Consider the following 17,748-nt stretch of genomic DNA (forward strand, 5'->3'; position numbering starts at 1 on the left):
AGTGCGGCAGGTCGTCGAGCAGCACTTCGGCGGCCACGATCGCGATGGGATTCCCGGTGCCGGCGGCCGTGCCGTGGGTCCTGTGCTCGATCGCGTCGCCGAGGTCGCGCAGGGCGCGGCCCACGCTCTCGCGCTCGACGAGATCGCTGCGCGGCAGCTCGGCGCCGGCGAGCTGATCGCCGCTGACGTCGCCGACGCCCGGCACCGCGGGAGCTGCGGGGATGTCATCGAGCGGGCGGATCTGCGGGACGTCGTCGAGGTAGTCGCCCCAGCCGTGCGGGGTGACGCACAGCGCCTCGACCACCCGCAGCCCGGCGTGGGCGCACACGTCGACGACGGCCTCGGCGACGGAGAGGTGCGGCAGCAGCAGTCCGTCGGGCACCTGCGCCGCGTCGTCGTCCGTGTAGGCGACGACGGCGACCGCGTCGGTGTCGGGCACCTGAAGCGGGGCGCGCAGTGCGACGTCGGCGAAGTCGTCGGGATCGACGTCGTCCCTCGGCAGGTCGATGCGCATCGCGCCCTGTGTGCGTGTGCCGCGGAAGGGCAGCATGACGATGCTGTTGCGCGGGGTGAAGCCGGCGAGCGCCGGAACGAGGCCGAGGAACTCGGCGGGATCTGTGGCGTGGATGATCGTGGTCATGAAGGGGAGTGTGCTCGACGCCGTCCACGACACGATTCGCGGCTGGTGCGCCCTCCCCGGCTGCGGTGCACAGGTGCCGGCAGAAGCCACGGTGTGGAGGAAGGATGCCAGCGCATGCGCCCCCGGCGGCCGGATCACAGACGCGGGCAGTACGATGGCAGTGTGGAGAGTTTCTGGGTTGCTGTGGCGTGGTCACTTCTGCCGACCATCGCCGTGAGCGTGGTCTTCGTGATCGTGCTCCGCGGCATCCTGCGTTTCGATCGCACAGAGCGCAAGGTGCACGCCCAGATCGAGGCCGAAGAGCGCGCAGCTCGCGGCCTGCCGCCGCGCGTCTGAAGCACGGGCTACGCTGAGCCGAGGCTATCGGCAGGGGAGGGTCTGTGCTCGACGTGAACAGCTGGCCCTGGTGGGCGGTGCTCGGCTACGTCATCATCGACCTCAGCGTCCGTGTCTTCGCGGTCATCGTCGTGCCCCGCAATCGCCGCCCCACCGCCGCGATGGCGTGGCTGCTGGCGATCTTCTTCATCCCCGTCCTCGGCATCCTCCTCTTCCTCCTGATCGGAAACCCGAAGCTGCCCCGGGTGCGCCGGCGCCAGCAGGAGCGGATCAACGAGTACATCACCGACACCGCCAGCAATCTGCGTCTCGGCTCGCTGCGCCCGGACCCGCCGGAGTGGTTTCCGCCGCTGGTCAGGATGAGCCAGGCGATGGGTGCTCTGCCGCTCTCCGGCGACAACTCCGCGCATCTGATCAGCGACTACCAGACCTCGCTCGACGACATGGCCGAGGCCATCCGCGGCGCCGCGGACTACGTGCATGTGGAGTTCTACATCCTGCAGGCGGACTCCTCGACCGACAACTTCTTCCGGGCCATGGAAGAGGCGGCGGCCCGCGGCATTCCAGTGCGCGTGCTGCTCGACTACTGGGCCAACCGCTGGAAGCCGAAGTACCGCGAGACCATCCGGCGCCTCGAGAAGATGGGGGCCGACTGGCACCTCATGCTGCCCGTGCAGCCGCTGCGCGGCCGCATCCAGCGACCCGACCTGCGCAACCACCGCAAGCTCGTCGTCATCGACGGCACGGTCGGCTTCCTCGGTTCGCAGAACATCACCGACTCCTCGTACAACCTGCCCAAGAACATCCGTCTGGGGCTGCACTGGGTCGACCTCATGGTGCGGGTCGAGGGGCCGGTCGTCGCGAGCCTCAACGCCGTGTTCCTCAGTGACTACTACGCCGAGACCGACACCGTGCCCGAGGGCATCGACATCACGCGCGTCGAGACCAGCCGCGGCGATCTGGACTGCCAGATCGTGCCGTCCGGGCCGGGCTTCGAGGTCGAGAACAATCTGCGCCTGTTCCTCGGTCTGCTGTACGCCGCGCAGGATCGAATCATGATCGTCAGCCCCTACTTCGTGCCCGATGAGGCGCTTCTCGCGGCCGTCACGTCGGCAGTGGACCGCGGCGTGCAGGTCGAGCTGTTCGTCTCCGAGCAAGGCGATCAGGCGATGGTTTACCACGCGCAGCGCAGCTACTACGAGGCGCTCCTGCGCGCCGGCATCCGCATCTGGATGTACCCGAAGCCGTACATCCTGCACACCAAGAGCCTCACGATCGACGATCAGGTCGCGGTGATCGGCTCGAGCAACATGGACATGCGCTCATTCGGTCTGAACATGGAGGTGTCGATGCTCGTTCGCGGTGAGGAGTTCGTCGACGAGATGCGGGTCGTCGAAGACGACTACCGCTCGCTCAGTCGCGAGCTGACGCTGGAGGAGTGGATGCAGCAGCCGCTGCGCTCGACGGTGCTCGACAACCTCGCACGGCTCACCTCCGCGCTGCAGTAGGCGCGCGTCGGCCTGACCTCGCTTTGGGACGTTCGTCCCCACCGTGACACCATCAAGACATGAGACTCCTCCGCGCATCTTCCGCCGTCGCGGCGCTCGCCGCCGTCGCCCTGCTCGCCACGGCGTGCGCAGGAACCCCCGGCTCGGACGCGCCGACGAGTTCCCGCACGCCGAGCGAGGGCTCGACCCCGCCCATCGCCGACGGGGTCAGCGAGGTCGAGGTGGCGTGGCTCGACGGCGGCCGCGCGATCGCCGTGCTGACCTGGGGCTCGTCGTCGTGCGCCCCGACGTTGGGTGATGTCGCGAAGGCCGAGCACGGCATCCGGGTGACCCTTGCCGCGAGCGGCGAGAAGGCGTGCACCGACGACCTGGCGCCGCGTGCGCTGATGGTTCCGGTGCCCGAGGGGGTCGACGTCACCTCGGACGTCGAGGTCGAGATCGTGCACGGACAGCGCACCGACACGGCCGACCTGAACGCGCTCGCCGAGGCTCCGCAGGGGCAGACCGAGTACCAGCCGTCGGCGAGCTGGTTCGACGACGGCGGCATCGTGCTGCTGACCTGGGGGTCGAGCTCATGCCCGCCGGTCGTGAACGACGTTCAGTCGACCGATGCCGGTGCGACCGTCACTCTTCAGGACATCGATCGCCCCTGCACGATGGACCTCGCCCCGCGCCTGACCCCCCTCTCGATCCCGGAGGCTCACGACGACGGTCCCTACGAGCTGACCCTGGTCGGCGGAGGTCTCGACGGAAAGGTCGCCGTCGAGGGCTGATCGTCGCCGGTCCTCAGAAACCGGACGTGTCGTGTCCGTCGGGCAGCACGATCGTGAGACCGCCGCGCTGCACGCGGCACACCATCCGCACCGCGACGCCCAGCTCGTCTCCGTCGAGCTCGATCGAGGTCGGCCCGATCATGGCGGCCTCGGCCTCGGCTCCGCGCAGGTAGCGGATCGACGCGTCCCGGCCGCGCCGCTCGAGCACCCGCCGTCCGGCACGCGTGCGGCGCAGCACGGAGTTGTCCCACCACACCTTGCGCCAGATGCCCAGCCATCCCAGGGGGCCCGTGGCCTGGATGAGAGCGATGTCCATCGCCCCGTCATCGAGTGAGGCATCCGGAAGCAGCGCGATGCCCGCCGGCAGCGCGCCGCAGTTGGCGAACAGCATGCTGTGCACCTTGGCCGAGTGCAGCCGTCCGTCGTCGATCTGATAGACCACGCGGAACGGCTTCGCGCCCGGCAGGGAGCGGGCTGCGCCGTCGAGATAGGCGACCCAGCCCACCGAGCGCTTCAGGTCGGCTCGCGTGTTGGCGATCATGTCGGCATCGAGCCCCATCCCCGCGAGCACGACGAAGCCGTGCTCGGTGATGGTGCCGTCGGGCCGGTTCAGCCTCGCCCATCCCATATCGACCGGGTAGGTGAACCCGGTGAAGACGGCCTGCATCACCTTCTCGATGTCGAGCAGCGGCAGGCCCAGATTGCGGGCGAAGAGGTTGCCGGTGCCGCCGGGAAGGACGGCGAACGGGATGCCCGTGCCGGCCATGCTCTCGGCGACGGCCCGGATCGTGCCGTCACCGCCCGCGGCGATGACGGCCGCTGCGCCCGCCTCGATCGCGGTGCGAGTGATGCCCTGGCCGGGATCCTCGATGCTCGTCTCGTAGAAGCGCGGGGGAGCCCACCCGTACGCGCGGGAGAGAGAGACGAGTCCGGAGCGCAGCCGCTCGACGTCCACCTTCACCGGGTTGAGCACGAGAGCCGCGTGCGCGTGCTCGCTCCCGGATGCCGACATGCCGCCACTCTACGACCTGCGCGCGCTGGGTCCTCACCGCCCGAGCACGGCGAACGCGCTCGATAGACTTGGCCCATGATCGATCTCGCCCTCCTCCGCGACGAGCCCGAGCTCGTGCGACGCTCACAGATCGCGCGCGGAAACGCGCCCGACACCGTCGATGCGGCGATCGAGGCCGACCGATCGCGTCGCGACGCGCTGAACGCCTTCGAGACGCTGCGCGCCGAGCAGAACGCCTTCGGCAAGACGGTCGCCAAGGCGCCCAAGGACGAGAAGGCGGCGCTGGTCGCCCAGGCGAAGCAGCTCGCCGACCGCGTCAAGGCAGCCCAGCAGGCGGCGAACGAGGCAGCGGATGCCGCGACCGCAGCGCTCGAGCGCATCGAGAACGTCATCATCGACGGCGTGCCCGCCGGCGGCGAGGAGGACTTCGTCGAGCTGCGCCGCGTCGGCCACGTGCCCTCGTACGACTTCGAGCCGCGCGACCACCTCGAACTCGGCGAGATGCTCGGCGCCATCGACATGGAACGGGGCGTGAAGGTGTCGGGCTCGCGTTTCTACTTCCTGAAGGGCATCGGCGCCCGTCTCGAGATCGCGCTGATGAACCTCGCGCTCGACAAGGCGCTCGCCAACGGCTTCACGCCGATGATCGTGCCGACCCTCGTGCGGCCCGAGATCATGCGGGGCACCGGGTTCCTCGGCGAGCACGCCGACGAGGTCTACCACCTCGACAAGGAAGACCTGTTCCTCGTCGGCACCAGTGAGGTTCCGCTCGCCGGATACCACAAGGACGAGATCCTCGACCTCGGCCAGGGAGCGCACCGGTACGCCGGCTGGTCGACCTGCTATCGCAGCGAAGCCGGCTCGTACGGCAAGGACACCCGCGGCATCATCCGCGTGCACCAGTTCAACAAACTCGAGATGTTCGTCTACACGACTCCCGAAGACGCCGAGGCCGAGCACGATCGCCTCGTCGCACTGCAGGAGGAGATGCTCACCGCTCTGGGCCTCGCATACCGCGTGATCGACGTGGCGGCGGGCGACCTCGGCTCGAGCGCGGCACGCAAATTCGACATCGAGGCATGGGTGCCCACCCAGGGCGCGTTCCGCGAGCTCACCTCGACCTCGAACTGCACGACGTATCAGGCGCGCCGCCTCGACATCCGGTACCGCCCGGAGTCAGACGATGTGGCACCGGCGAAGACGCGCACCGTGGCCACGCTGAACGGCACCCTGGCCACGACGCGCTGGATCGTCGCGATCCTCGAGACGCACCAGCAGGCCGACGGCTCGGTCACCGTGCCGGAGGTGCTGCGGCCGTATCTCGGCGGCATCGACGTGCTGCGGCCGATCGGCTGGTCGGAGCAGCCGAGCGCCGCGCAGGGCACCGAGTGAGTTCGCGGGGCCTCGTCGGGCTCGACGTCGACGGCACCATCCTGCTGCAGGACGAGACGCTCAGCCCCGGCGTCGCCGAGGCTGTCGCCGAGGTGCGCGATGCCGGTTACGAGGTCATGATCGCGACCGGGCGCAGCTGGGGCGGCACGAAGCGATACGTCGACGAGCTCGGCCTGACCGCCGAATACGTCGTGTGCTCGAACGGTGCCGTCGTGATGCGTCGTGCGGGTGAGGGATGGGAGCGTTGGCGCGTCGAGGTCTTCGACCCCGCTCCCGTGCTGACGCTGCTGCGGGAGACCCTGCCCGAGGCGCGGTACATGGTCGAGCTCGGATCCGGTGCGCGGCTCTACACCGAGGTGCTCGACGACTGGACGCTCGACGCCGGTCGTCGGGTGGACTTCGACGAGCTCATGCAGCAGCCCGTCTCGCGCATCGTGGTCGTCTCACCCGAGCACGACGAGGCCGACTTCCAGCGCATCGTCGCCGAGGCCGGGCTGAACGAGGTCTCGTACGCCGTCGGCTGGACGGCCTGGCTCGATATCGCCCCGAAGGGCGTCGACAAGGGAACCGCGCTGGAGCGCGTGCGTGCGCAGCTCGGGGTGACGCCCGAGAACGTGCTCGTGGCCGGTGACGGCCGCAACGATCTCGGCATGTTCGCCTGGGCGCTCGCCGGCGGCGGGCGGGCGGTGGCCATGGGGCAGGCGGTGGCGGAAGTGCAGAATGCTGCCGGCGAGCTCACCCACGCCGTCGAGGACGGCGGTCTGGCATCCGCCCTCCGCACCCTGCTCTGACTGCTTTTTCGACCGCCCCGCCCAGAAAATCCCCAGGCGGCCGCGCGACAATGAGTCGTCCTGATGGGCTTTCCTGAAACCGATAGACTCGACGACTGACCGTCCGGTGCGAACCGGCGTCGGGAGGGTTGTCCGAGCGGCCGATGGACCTGGTCTTGAAAACCAGTGGGCAGCAATGTCCCGTGGGTTCGAATCCCACACCCTCCGCTTCCTGTCGAAAGGCCACCCGAGTGAGCACGTCCGTCAAACGGCGCCAGCCCGTGGCGCGCCATGGTCAGCTGCGGTCGCCGAGTGCAGTGGGGCAGCTGCTCAAGATCGTCGGCGTCGTGCTCGCCGTCGTGCTCGTGAGCGGTGTGGGCGTCGCCGGATATGTGCTCAGCAGCTTCACGACCACGGTGAGCGCCAACGCGGTCGAGCTCGAGGACACCAAGGAGCTGCCGCCGGACATCGGCGCGTATCCGGGCGGTTTCGACATCCTCCTCGCCGGCGTCGACACGTGCGAAGAGAAGTACGCGCATCTGTTCGGCGCGCGCTGCACTGGAAAGGACTCCGGCGGAACACTCAACGACGTGAACCTGCTGGTGCACGTCTCGGCCGAGCCGCGTCGGGTCACCGCCGTGAGCTTTCCGCGAGACCTGATGCTGCCCATCCCCGAGTGCACGGACGCAGACGGCAACACGAAGTCGGCCATGAGCAAGCAGCCGCTCAACGTCGCATACGAGCACGGCGGTGAGGGCGGCGGGCTGAACTGCGTCGCCCAGACGATCTCGAAGCTCACCGGCGAAGACATCGAGTTCGCCGCGAAGGTCACCTTCGGCGGAGTGATCGAGATCACGGATGCCATCGGCGGCGTCGACGTGTGCCTCGCGAACCCCATCAAGGACAAGTACACCGGTCTCGACATGCCGGCCGGCACGCACACCATCCAGGGCATGCAGGCGCTGCAGTTCCTGCGCACCCGCCACGGCGTCGGCGACGGGTCGGACCTGGGCCGCATCGGCAATCAGCAGCAGTACATGTCGAGTCTCGCCCGCAAGATGATCAGCGGCGAGGTGCTCGGCAACGTGCCCACGATGCTGCGCCTCGCCGACACCGGGCTCAACAACCTCGAGGCGTCGACCTCGCTGGCCGACCCGATGAAGATCGTGCAGATCGCGCTGGCCGTGAAGAGCGTGCCGTTCGAGGACATCGTCTTCGTGCAGTACCCGACCGCCACCGACCCCAACGACCCCAACAAGGTCGTCCCGGACAAGCAGGCGGCCACCGCGCTGTGGGATGCCATCGCCGCCAACAAGCAGCTGCAGATCACGCACGAGAACACGAAGGACGACGGCGTGGTCGTGCAGCAGCCGGAGACTCCGGCGGCCCCTGAGGCGCCCGCGACCGAGGCTCCGGATCCGGCTGCGACCGAGACCCCGGTGACCGACGACGTCGCGCAGCTGCCGAGCTCGATCAAGGGCAACTCGGCCGCGGTGCAGACCTGCTCCAACGGCAACGTGCGCCGCTGATCGCGGGGCCGCACGCTGAGCGGGTCGGTGGCGATGCGGTCGGTAAGATCGTCGGGTGACCACCCTCCCCATCGCTCGCCGCGGCGAGGGCGGCTACGCGCAGTACCGCATTCCCGCGCTCGCCGTGACCGCCCGCGGAACCCTGCTCGCCGCCTACGACGGCCGCCCGAACCTCGACGATCTGCCCAGCCCGATCGACCTGCTGCTGCGGCGCAGCGTGGACGACGGTGCGACGTGGGGTCCGCAGACGGTGGTGCGCACCGGCACCGGGCTGCAGGGCTTCGGCGACCCGTCGCTGCTGGTGGACACCGCGACCGAGCGGGTGTTCATGTTCCACGCGGCCGGCACACGGGCCGGCTTCTTCGAAGCTGTCGAGGGCACCGAGCCCGTCGATGAGGTGCAGCACGTCGACGTCTCGGTGTCAGACGATGACGGACTCACCTGGGAGCACCGGCGCCTCACCGCGCAGCTCAAGCGGCCGGGCATCACGGGCATCTTCGCCGCATCCGGCACAGGCGTGCGCATCGACGAGGGGGAGTACGCCGGGCGGCTCGTGCAGCCCATGGTGCTGCTGGACAGCGGCGAGATCACGGCGGCGGCCGCGTACAGCGACGATCACGGCGAGACCTGGATGCTGGGAGCCGCGGTGCGCGGTGGCACGAACGAGTCGTCGATCGCGGCGCTGCCTGACGGGTCGCTGCTGCTGCACTCGCGTGGCACGCCGCACCGGCTGGCGTCGCGCTCGACCGACGGCGGTGCGACGTGGAGCGCCGTGGAGCAGGTCGCCGGTCTGCCCGACCCCAGCGACAACGGGTCACTGCTCGCCCTGGCGGATGCGTCCTCAGCGCCCGGAGCACTGCTCGTCACCTCGAACCTCGATCCCGAGATGCGTCGCAACACGGCGGTGAGCCTGTCGTTCGACGGTGGGGTGACCTGGCCGCACCAGCACGTGATCTGCGAGGGCAGCTCGGGGTACTCGTGCGCGACCGCCCTGCCTCACGGCCGCATCGGCGTGCTGTACGAGCGTGAGGGATACTCTGAGATCGTCTTCACCACCGTGAGCCTGCCGCAGATCCAGGACGCCGGCCCGATCGACCCCGAAGCCGCCCGGGTCGGTGCACCGCCCGTGCCCGCCCTCGAGGTCATCCTGCGTTCGATCACGCCCGGACTGCCCGACGAGTGGGTGCACGTCGGCGAACATCACGTCTATCCCCTCGACGCCGGAGACGTCGCCGCGAGTGCGTGGAAGGAGGTCGGCCAGGCCTACGGGGCGGCCGGGGGCATGATCCTCGGCACCCGCGAGGCGCAGCTGCGCAACTACGGGCCTCCGCGACCGGGGCTGCGCGCAGGGGACATCCTCGCCTTCCACGTGCGCGTGCGCGTGCCCGAGGGTGCGGGTGCACGCAACGTCGTGCTCGAGCATCCGGGCGGGAGCACCCCGCCGCAGGACATCCCCGCCGGCGGCCGGACGCTGTTCTCGGCGCCCTACCCCGCGCTCACCGTGACGGACGCCGACATCGCCGCGGGGGTCGTCACGGCGCAGTTCGCTGTGCCCGTACTCGGGCTCGCGTGTGAGCTGCGCTTCGACTGCGCGACGGGTCAGCCGATCGGCTGAACGCGTCGGCTCGATTCGTGGGAGCCTCGCAGAACCGTTATGATTGCAAGGCGCATCCGGTGCAAGCCGGATGCCTGGAGACGTCGCATAGTCAGGCCTAGTGCACCACCCTGCTAAGGTGGAGTCCTCGCAAGGGGACCGAGGGTTCAAATCCCTCCGTCTCCGCAAAACAAAACGAGCCCCGGACGAAGTCCAGGGCTCGTTTTGTTCACCGGCGACGGGTGGCACTTTTCCGCAGCGGGGGATCAAATCCCCTCTGTCTCCGGTGAAGAATCGCTGGTCGTCAGCTGCTGCCTCCGCTCATGGCGTCGCCGAGGCGGTTGACGAGGACGGAGAGGGCGTCGGCGGCCCGCTGCTCTTCTGTGCGTCTGTTGGGCGCTGCGCCGGGGAGGAAACTGCGCATGTCGTCGGCGTGCAGCTCCGCCGTGACCCTCCCGAGCGCGTGCACGAGCGCGGCGCCGCTGTCGCCCGCCAACACTCCTTCGACCCTGATCATGCCGTCGACTTCTTCGGAACTCTCCATGAGGGCCCTCAGTGCTTCGAGGAGCAACCCGGCTGGTTCGCCTTCTACGAGGACATCAGTGTTCGTCATGACGCGACGCTACGTCGCGCCACCGACATTCCTGCATGCTCGCGCGACGCGCAACGCTCAGACGTGTATCGCCTCCGCCACCACGTCTTCGATCGCCCGCAACGACTCGATTCCGGCGCGCGCGCTGGCAGCGTGCTCGTAGCCGAGTTCAGCCAGGCGCACGGCGATGTTCCGCGCGACGAGGGGCAGCGCATGGTCGCGAAGCTGCTCGGCGACCATGTCGGCGAAGCCTGGAAGCGCGCGCGGGATCTCGCCGCTGAGCACCACGATCTCGGGGTCGACCATGTGGCAGGCGTTGATCAGCACCCGGCCCAGCACCGTCGCGGCCCGGCGGGTGATCGCCGCCACCGCAGGGTCGCCTTCGCGTGCGAGAGCGACGAACTCGTCCCAGTCGGGAGTCCGGCCGGTGCCCGTGCCGGCGTCGCGCAGCATCGCCGGGACGGATGCGTACTGCATCAGGCATCCGGAGTTGCCACAGGTGCAGAGCGGGCCGTTCCAGTCGTAGATGGTGTGGCCGAGCTCACCCGATCCACCCCGCGCTCCGGTCTGGATCTGACCCTTGATCATGTGCCCCGAGGTGACGCCGTGGCTGACCTCGACGTACAGCACGTTGTCGTGGCCGCGCCCCGCGCCCCACAGGTACTCGGCGAGCCCCTCGAGTCGGGCGGTGTTCTCGGTGTGCACGGGCACGGCGAAGCGCTCGGTGAAGTACTGCTTGGGGTTCACGCCGTACCAGCGGCTTGAGGCGCGCTGAGCGTAGACCTCGCCGGATCGGGCATCCATCTGCGTGTCGACGGCGAGGTGCAGTGCCCGCAGGTCGGCCGGCTCGAGCCCGAACTCCGCAAGCAGACGACCGAGGAGGTCGGCGCCGGCGGTGAGCCGGGCGTCGGCTGTAACGTCGATCAACTGACCAAGTGTCAAACTCTTTAACACAGTGCCGTCCAGAGTTGCGATGCTGGCTGTGCAAGTGTCGACGAGGAACATCACCGATGCGAGCACGCCCAGCTTCGGCGTGGTGCCGATCAGGTTCTTGAGTGCACCCGGTTCCGGATCGGTCTCCTCGATGAGTCCGTCGGAGCTCAGCCGATTGGCGAGGTTGGTCACCGTCGCGCGGGAGACGCCCAGCGTCCGGGCGAGATCGGCGCGGTAGGCCGGCCCGTCGGCGACGAGCGTGCGCAGCAGTCGCTGCGCATTGGGGGTCAATGCGGTCACGCGAGGTCACTCCTTTGGCCTGGGCTGAGCGCACCGGTGTCGTCTGTCACAGCGTTCACGCTCGATGACAGTCTAATACTGTTCAGAATCTTGACACTTTCGAATTCAGCATGCACTCTTTAGAACGGCTCACAATCTCAACGCCGAGACCCTACACAGCGCTCCACACGGCAGTGAGCTGATCGGAGCACGATTCCATCGGAGGGATCATGAAGTTTCGCAGAATCCTGGCAGGTGCCGCGGCAGCATCCGCCGTCTTCGCCCTCGCCGCGTGCAGCTCCGACGCCGGGGACTCCGCCGCAACCACTGACGAGGCCGAGGCCGGCACCGTGCGCATGTGGGTCATGGAGGGTTCGCTCTCCGACGAGTCGCAGCAGTACCTCGCCGACGAGTTCGCCAAAGAGAACCCGGGCAGTGAGCTGAAGATCGAGGTTCAGCAGTGGGACGGCATCGTCTCGAAGCTGCAGACCTCGCTGGCGTCGAAGAACGAGAGCCCTGACCTCGTCGAGATCGGCAACACGCAGACCACCACCTTCACCACGGTGGGCGCCTTCGCCGATGTCACCGACATGAAGAAGGCTCTCGGCGGCGACGACCTGATCGGCTCGTTCGTCGACGCCTCCACCGTCGACGGCAAGATCTACGCCTACCCGTTCTACGCCGGCGCCCGCGGTGTCTACTACCGCACCGATCTGTTCGAGAAGGCCGGCATCGAGGTGCCGAACACCATCGACGACTTCACCGACGCGGTCGTCGACCTGCAGGCGAAGAACCCCGACGCCGTCGAGGACTTCTCGGGCATGTACCTCGCCGCCGTCGACCCGCACGGCGTCGAGTCGTACCTGTTCGCGCAGGGCTTCGAATACGCCAAGAAGGACGGCGACAAGTGGGTCGGCCAGGCCTCGTCGAAGACCTCGCTCGCGGCGCTCGAGAACCTCCAGAAGCTGTTCCTGAGCGGCACCACCTACGGCCTGGACTCGCAGGCGGGCCAGAAGTCGTTTGAGCGCTACTTCAACGAGAACAAGACCGGCGTGCTCATCGGCACCGGCAACATCGGCACCAAGATCGACCAGGCGCTGTGGGACGAGGACAAGGTCGGCGTGTTCGCCATCCCGTCCGACGAGCCCGGCGTGCCCGGTGCCACCTTCGCGGGCGGCTCGAACATCGGTCTGGCGACCAACTCGCAGAACCCGGCGCTGGCCAAGAAGGCGCTGAAGACCGTCTTCAGCAAGGGCTTCCAGACGCGTCTCGCCGAGGAGGGTTGGGTGCCCGGCAACACCTCGTACGGCGACGCGGTTGCGGGCCCCTTCGGTGAGATCGCCGCCGAGATCGTCGCCAACTCCAAGCTGACCCCGAACAGCCCCGAATGGGGCGTCGCCTTCGGCAGCACTCAGCTCAACGAGTTCTTCACGCGCATCGCCAAGGGTGAAGACGTCGCAGCCGTCGCTAAGGCGTTCGACGAGCAGCTCGACACCGCATTGAACAAGTGACGCACCGCTCCGCGAACTGAGATCCACTCAAGAAGATGACACAGACGACAGACCGGCCCACTCGCGCGTCGAACCGACGCTCGCGGTGGAGTCAGCCCATGAGCCGCACGGTGCGCACCAAGCGCCGCGGGCTCGCGCCCTGGATGCTGCTCGCGCCCGCGAGCATCATGGTCCTGGTCGCTCTCGGATACCCCCTCGTCCGGCAGCTGATCATGTCCTTCCAGCACTTCGGGCTGGAACAGCAGTTCGGCAAACCCGCCGAGTGGGCCGGCCTGTCCAACTACCAAACCATCCTCACCGATCCGTACTTCTGGAGCGTGTTCCTGAAGTCGGTGCTGTTCTGCGCGGTCACCGCGGGCATGACGATGCTGCTCGGCATCGCCTTCGCCGTGCTCATGCTGCGACTGAACACCCTCGTCCGCGCCATCTTCAACACGACCCTCATTGTCGTGTGGGCCATGCCGGCTCTCGCCTCGCTGACGGTGTGGCAGTGGCTGGTCGACCCGCGCTCGGGACTGCTGAACTACTTCCTCACCTCGATCGGGCTCGACGGCTTCAAGAACTTCCACTGGCTGGGCGAGAACTTCTGGACGTTCTACCTGATCGCCTCCGCCGTCATCGTCTGGGCATCCCTGCCGCTCGTCGCGATCACCATCTACGCGGCGCTGGCGCAGGTGCCCGGCGACGTGCTCGAGGCCGCCGAGATCGACGGCGCCTCCAACTTCCAGCAGATCCGGCGCATCATGCTGCCGATGATCGCCCCCGTCATCTCGCTCATCGGCGTGCTGCAGGTCATCTGGGACCTGCGGGTATTCACGCAGATCTACGTGCTGCAGCAGGCGGGCGGCATCGCCAGCGAGACGAACCTGCTCGGCACCTACGTCTATGAGACGGGCATCGCCAAGGGCGACTACGGCGTAGCATCCGCGCTGGCCATGGTCATCCTGCTGCTCACCCTGATCCTCACCGGCCGCTATCTGCAGATGCTCTACCGCCAGGGAGGCATGGACTGATGACCACCCAGCAGCTCCTCACCACGCAGGACGCCGCCGCCAGCGCACAGGCCGCGGCCAAGCGGTCTCACCGCGCGGCCAAGCGCAAAGAGTTCTTCTCCCATCCCCTCGCCAACATCGGGGGCGTCCTGCTCGCCCTTCTCTGGCTCATCCCCGTGTACTGGATGGTCAACTCCGCCTTCCAGTCCGAGTCCGAGCTGATGTCGTGGCCGCCGCACCTGCTGCCGCAGCAGTTCACCTGGGACAACTTCTTCACGGCGTTCACGAACAAGAACTTCTGGCCCGCGTTGGGGGCGTCGCTCACCGCCGGAGTCCTGACGGTCGTGTTCGCGTCGGGCGGCGCGCTGCTGGCATCCTTCGCCTTGTCGCGATTCCGCTTCCGCGGTCGCACCATCATGATCATCGCGATCCTCGTCGTGCAGATGATCCCCGCCGAGGCCCTGTTCATCTCGCAGTACCGGATGCTCGACGGCTGGGGGCTGCTGAACTCCGTCCTCGGCCTGTCGATCCTCTACATCGGCACGATCGTGCCGTTCATCGCCTGGATGATGCGCGGCTTCGTCGACGGCGTCCCGATCGAGCTCGAAGAGGCCGCGATGGTCGACGGCTGCTCCCGCGTCGGCGCCTTCTGCCGGGTGACTCTGCCGCTGCTGGTGCCCGGGATCATCTCCACCTCGGTGTTCGGCTTCCTCTTCGCCTGGAACGAGTACACCCTCGCCCTGATCGTGCTCTCGAAAGACTCGTCGGTCACTCTGCCGATCTGGCTGCAGTCGTTCCAGCAGGGCCTGAAGGCGACCGACTGGGGTGGGGTGATGGCCGGCGCGACGCTGATCGCCGTACCGGTGATCATCATCTTCGTGCTCGTGCAGAACAAGATCTCCAAGGGCATGGTCGCAGGGGCGGTCAAGGGATGAGCCTGCAGAATCTCCCCGAGGTCGGCGTCGGTCCCGTCCCCGGGCGCTCGCCCCGCGCCGAGTGGCGCGGACTGCTGATCGACTCGGCGCGCACCTGCTACCCGGTCGCCGTGATCAAGCGCGTCATCGAACTGGCCGCCCGGTATGGCTTCAACCGACTGCACTGGCACCTCACCGACGACCAGGGATGGCGCTTCGAGGTGCCCGAGTACCCGCTGCTCACGGCCGATGCGGCCTTCCTGCCGCGTGGACGATTCGACGACTACGACTCGCTGCTCGGCGACACCCGTGAGCGCGCGGTCGCCGAGCAGGACGAGAAGTGGACGAACGGCTTCTACTCCGACGACGACATCGCCGATGTCGTCGCCCACGCCGAAGAACACGGTGTCGTGATCGTGCCCGAGGTCGACTTGCCAGGCCACATGATGGCCGCCATCGGCGTGTACCCCCATCTGGGTCGGCCCGCAGATCTGCCGCTGCCCGAAGGTTCGATGCGCGAGCACATGTGGTGGCCGGCGCGCAACGACCTGCTCTGGCCGACCGACGAGGCACGCGACTTCGTGGCGGCGATCATGCGGCGCATCGTGCAGCTCTTCCCCGGCCCGTACGTGCACATCGGGGGAGACGAGTGCGCCTTCCAGCAGTGGGCGTCGGATCCGGGGATCGGGGAGTGGATGCGACTGCGGGGCGTCTCGCGGGTCGAGCAGCTGCAGAACTGGTTCATGGACATCGCCGCCGGGGTGCTGCGAGAGAACGGCAAGCGGGTCGCCGTGTGGGACGAGGCGTGCGAGATCTGGGACGACCAGGACGCGCTCGTCGTGGCATGGGATGAATCACGCGGCATGCAGCGCATCGCATCAGCCGGGCAGCGCTTCGTGTTCGCGGACGCGCGCACCCTGTACTTGAACCGCATCGATCCTGACGCCGAGTCACCGCAGAAGGGCATGGTGCCCGGGATCTCGGTCACCGACATCCTCACCGCGCCGTGGGACGAGGCGCAGAACTCACGCTGCATCGGCGTGCAGGCGGGCGTGTGGTCGGAGTTCGTGCTCGACGGCGACGACCTGATGTCGATGCTCTTCCCCCGGCTGATGGCGGTCGCCGAGCGGCTGTGGAACCCCGACCTCGACCCGGCGGATGCCGGTGCTCGAATCGCGCAGGAATATGCTGCGCTCCGATCAGCGGGAGCCCTGGAGGTTCTCGCGGGGGAGAGGACGCCGTGACCACCGCACAGAAGCGCCCCAACATCGTCATGATCCTCACCGACGACCACGCAAGTCACGCGATCGGGGCGTACGGGTCAATCGTCAACATGACACCCCGGATCGATGAGATCGCGGCGGCCGGGCGGCGGATCGACCACTGCTACTGCACGAACTCGCTGTGCACGCCCAGCCGGGCGAGCATCCTCACCGGCACGTACAGTCACGTCAACGGCGTGACGACGCTGGTCACGCCGATCGATGCGAGCCAGCCGACCTTCGTCTCGCTGCTGCGGGATGCGGGCTACCGCACGGGCATCGTCGGCAAGTGGCACATGGGCGAGGGCGAGGGCCACGACCCGCAGGGCTTCGACTACTGGGCGGTGCTGCGCGATCAGGGCGAGTACTTCGACCCGCAGATCCTCACCCGGGACGGCGTGCACATCGAGAAGGGCTACGCGACCGACATCATCACGGACCTGTCGCTGCGCTGGATCGAATCGCTCGACGGCGACGAGCCCTGGTGCCTGCTCATCCACCACAAGGCCCCGCACCGCTCGTGGGAGCCCGACGAGGCGCACGCCGACATGTACACCGACCCCATCCCGGTGCCCGCCACGTTCGACGACGACTACGCCGGCCGATCAGCGGCAGCCAAGCATGCGACCATGCGCATCGCCGAGCATCTGACCATGCAGGACCTCAAGGTCGCCCCGCCGGAAGACCTCACTCCGGACGAGCTGGCGCTGTGGAAGTACCAGCGCTATATGGAGGACTACCTGCGATGCGTGGCATCCGTCGACGACAACGTCGGCCGGGTCATCGACTTCCTGCGCGACCGTGGCGAGTTCGACAACACGCTCATGGCGTACAGCTCGGATCAGGGGTTCTTCCTCGGGGATCACGGCTGGTTCGACAAGCGGTTCATGTACGAGGAATCGATCAGGATGCCGCTGCTGATCTCGTGGCCGGATCGGATCGCCCCCGGCGAGCCGATGCGGCAGATCGTGACGAACGTCGACTTCGCGCAGACGTTCCTCGACGCTGCCGGCGTCGAACCGCATGAGCGCATGCAGGGGATGAGCTTCCTGCCGCAGCTCACCGAGCAGCCCGACAAGCCCACGCGCGACGGGTTCTACTACCGGTACTACGAGAACGACGACGAGAACCATCACGTCCTCGCCCACTACGGGATCCGCACTGAGCGCTACAAGCTCATCTACTTCTACAGCGACGGCATAGGGCTGCCGGGCACGTCTCCGTTCACGTACGTGCCGGAGTGGGAGCTGTACGACATGCACACCGACCCCGATGAGCTGGTCAACGTGTACCACGATCCGAAGTACCGCGAAGCCCGCGAGCAGCTGAAGATGAAGCTCTGGAAGCTGCAGGCATCACTCGGCGACGAGCCGCACCCCGCGCAGCCCGCGCCTGCGCTGGTCTCTACCACTCACGCCGACGAGAGGCCAGGGTCTTCCCGCCGCGGCGCCGTGCGGCCATCATCCTGACCATGCCTGAGAGCACACCCGAACCAGACGACATGTCGCACGAGCAGAAGCTGCGCGATCAGTTCCTGCGTGCCGAGCATTCCACTGAGGCCGACGCGGCGCCGCGCATCGACGTGTCAGAACACGACGGGAACGTGCGCATCGACATCGCCGAGACCGCGGCCGTGCGGTCCGGCCCAGGCCCGGGAATGGATGAGGCCGACGGCGTGGAGCATTCGGACTGAAGGGGTGGTCCGCCCCGT

General features: G+C 67.9%; 17 protein-coding genes and 2 tRNA genes. 15 read left to right on the plus strand and 4 right to left on the minus strand.

The annotated features are described in order from the left end of the window. A partial coding sequence (locus RT309_RS03100) for a DUF4192 family protein (RefSeq protein WP_313355233.1) occupies positions 1 to 640 on the minus strand: 640 nt, incomplete at its 3' end. A 162-nt stretch (positions 641 to 802) separates the two neighbouring features. Here RT309_RS03100 and RT309_RS03105 point away from each other — a divergent pair. Genes RT309_RS03105 through RT309_RS03115 form a run of 3 tightly spaced genes read left to right on the plus strand, consistent with a single transcriptional unit; the run spans position 803 to position 3,257 of the window. Then, positions 803 to 976, plus strand: a complete 174-nt coding sequence (locus RT309_RS03105; RefSeq protein WP_313355235.1) for a hypothetical protein — start codon at positions 803 to 805, stop codon at positions 974 to 976. Between the two features lie 44 nt (positions 977 to 1,020). Further along, on the plus strand, positions 1,021 to 2,484 hold the full coding sequence (gene cls, locus RT309_RS03110) for a cardiolipin synthase (protein WP_313355236.1): 1,464 nt from the start codon (positions 1,021 to 1,023) through the stop codon (positions 2,482 to 2,484). 59 nt (positions 2,485 to 2,543) lie between these two features. Beyond that, positions 2,544 to 3,257: a hypothetical protein gene (locus RT309_RS03115; RefSeq protein WP_313355238.1), complete on the plus strand. Its 714-nt coding sequence runs from the start codon at positions 2,544 to 2,546 to the stop codon at positions 3,255 to 3,257. A 13-nt stretch (positions 3,258 to 3,270) separates the two neighbouring features. Here the strand turns inward: RT309_RS03115 and RT309_RS03120 are convergent, their stop codons facing one another. After that, positions 3,271 to 4,269, minus strand: coding sequence for a diacylglycerol kinase family protein (locus RT309_RS03120; protein ID WP_313355240.1), 999 nt, complete (start codon positions 4,267 to 4,269; stop codon positions 3,271 to 3,273). 75 nt (positions 4,270 to 4,344) lie between these two features. Here RT309_RS03120 and serS point away from each other — a divergent pair, with 75 nt between their 5' ends. The 6 genes from serS (at position 4,345) to RT309_RS03150 (ending at position 9,740) form a co-directional block, all read left to right on the plus strand. Further along, on the plus strand, positions 4,345 to 5,661 hold the full coding sequence (serS, locus tag RT309_RS03125) for a serine--tRNA ligase (protein ID WP_313355241.1): 1,317 nt from the start codon (positions 4,345 to 4,347) through the stop codon (positions 5,659 to 5,661). Further along, entirely contained in the window at positions 5,658 to 6,452 is a 795-nt protein-coding gene (locus tag RT309_RS03130; protein WP_313355243.1) for an HAD hydrolase family protein, read from the plus strand. Before serS ends, RT309_RS03130 begins: the two co-directional genes overlap by 4 nt. A gap of 122 nt (positions 6,453 to 6,574) precedes the next feature. Continuing rightward, positions 6,575 to 6,659 (plus strand) — tRNA-Ser (locus RT309_RS03135). A gap of 23 nt (positions 6,660 to 6,682) precedes the next feature. After that, positions 6,683 to 7,960: an LCP family protein gene (locus RT309_RS03140; protein WP_313355245.1), complete on the plus strand. Its 1,278-nt coding sequence runs from the start codon at positions 6,683 to 6,685 to the stop codon at positions 7,958 to 7,960. 55 nt (positions 7,961 to 8,015) lie between these two features. Next, entirely contained in the window at positions 8,016 to 9,575 is a 1,560-nt protein-coding gene (locus tag RT309_RS03145) for a sialidase family protein (RefSeq protein WP_313355247.1), read from the plus strand. A 76-nt stretch (positions 9,576 to 9,651) separates the two neighbouring features. Then, a tRNA-Ser gene (locus RT309_RS03150) sits at positions 9,652 to 9,740 on the plus strand. Positions 9,741 to 9,858: 118 nt separating this feature from the next. Here RT309_RS03150 and RT309_RS03155 read toward each other — a convergent pair. Together RT309_RS03155 and RT309_RS03160 are read right to left on the minus strand one after the other, a co-directional pair. After that, on the minus strand, positions 9,859 to 10,167 hold the full coding sequence (locus RT309_RS03155) for a DUF222 domain-containing protein (protein WP_313355249.1): 309 nt from the start codon (positions 10,165 to 10,167) through the stop codon (positions 9,859 to 9,861). 57 nt (positions 10,168 to 10,224) lie between these two features. Then, complete coding sequence (locus RT309_RS03160) at positions 10,225 to 11,379, minus strand: ROK family protein (RefSeq protein ID WP_313355251.1); 1,155 nt, start codon at positions 11,377 to 11,379, stop codon at positions 10,225 to 10,227. 209 nt (positions 11,380 to 11,588) lie between these two features. Here RT309_RS03160 and RT309_RS03165 point away from each other — a divergent pair, with 209 nt between their 5' ends. The 6 genes from RT309_RS03165 to RT309_RS03190 all read left to right on the plus strand — a co-directional run bounded on the left by RT309_RS03165 (position 11,589) and on the right by RT309_RS03190 (position 17,730). Further along, positions 11,589 to 12,869, plus strand: coding sequence for an extracellular solute-binding protein (locus RT309_RS03165; RefSeq protein ID WP_313355253.1), 1,281 nt, complete (start codon positions 11,589 to 11,591; stop codon positions 12,867 to 12,869). Positions 12,870 to 12,967: 98 nt separating this feature from the next. Continuing rightward, positions 12,968 to 13,882: a sugar ABC transporter permease gene (locus RT309_RS03170; protein WP_313355254.1), complete on the plus strand. Its 915-nt coding sequence runs from the start codon at positions 12,968 to 12,970 to the stop codon at positions 13,880 to 13,882. Next, on the plus strand, positions 13,882 to 14,796 hold the full coding sequence (locus tag RT309_RS03175; protein WP_313355256.1) for a carbohydrate ABC transporter permease: 915 nt from the start codon (positions 13,882 to 13,884) through the stop codon (positions 14,794 to 14,796). The genes RT309_RS03170 and RT309_RS03175 overlap by 1 nt, the downstream gene beginning before the upstream one ends. Then, the gene (locus RT309_RS03180) at positions 14,793 to 16,019 is read left to right on the plus strand and encodes a family 20 glycosylhydrolase (RefSeq protein WP_313355258.1); all 1,227 of its coding nucleotides are present in this window, start codon (positions 14,793 to 14,795) and stop codon (positions 16,017 to 16,019) included. Before RT309_RS03175 ends, RT309_RS03180 begins: the two co-directional genes overlap by 4 nt. Further along, positions 16,016 to 17,506: a sulfatase gene (locus tag RT309_RS03185; RefSeq protein WP_313355259.1), complete on the plus strand. Its 1,491-nt coding sequence runs from the start codon at positions 16,016 to 16,018 to the stop codon at positions 17,504 to 17,506. Before RT309_RS03180 ends, RT309_RS03185 begins: the two co-directional genes overlap by 4 nt. A gap of 2 nt (positions 17,507 to 17,508) precedes the next feature. Then, entirely contained in the window at positions 17,509 to 17,730 is a 222-nt protein-coding gene (locus RT309_RS03190) for a multidrug transporter (protein ID WP_313355260.1), read from the plus strand. Positions 17,731 to 17,748: the final 18 nt, after the last annotated feature.

Source organism: Microbacterium sp. (assembly GCF_032084865.1).
Taxonomy (GTDB): Bacteria; Actinomycetota; Actinomycetes; order Actinomycetales; family Microbacteriaceae; genus Microbacterium.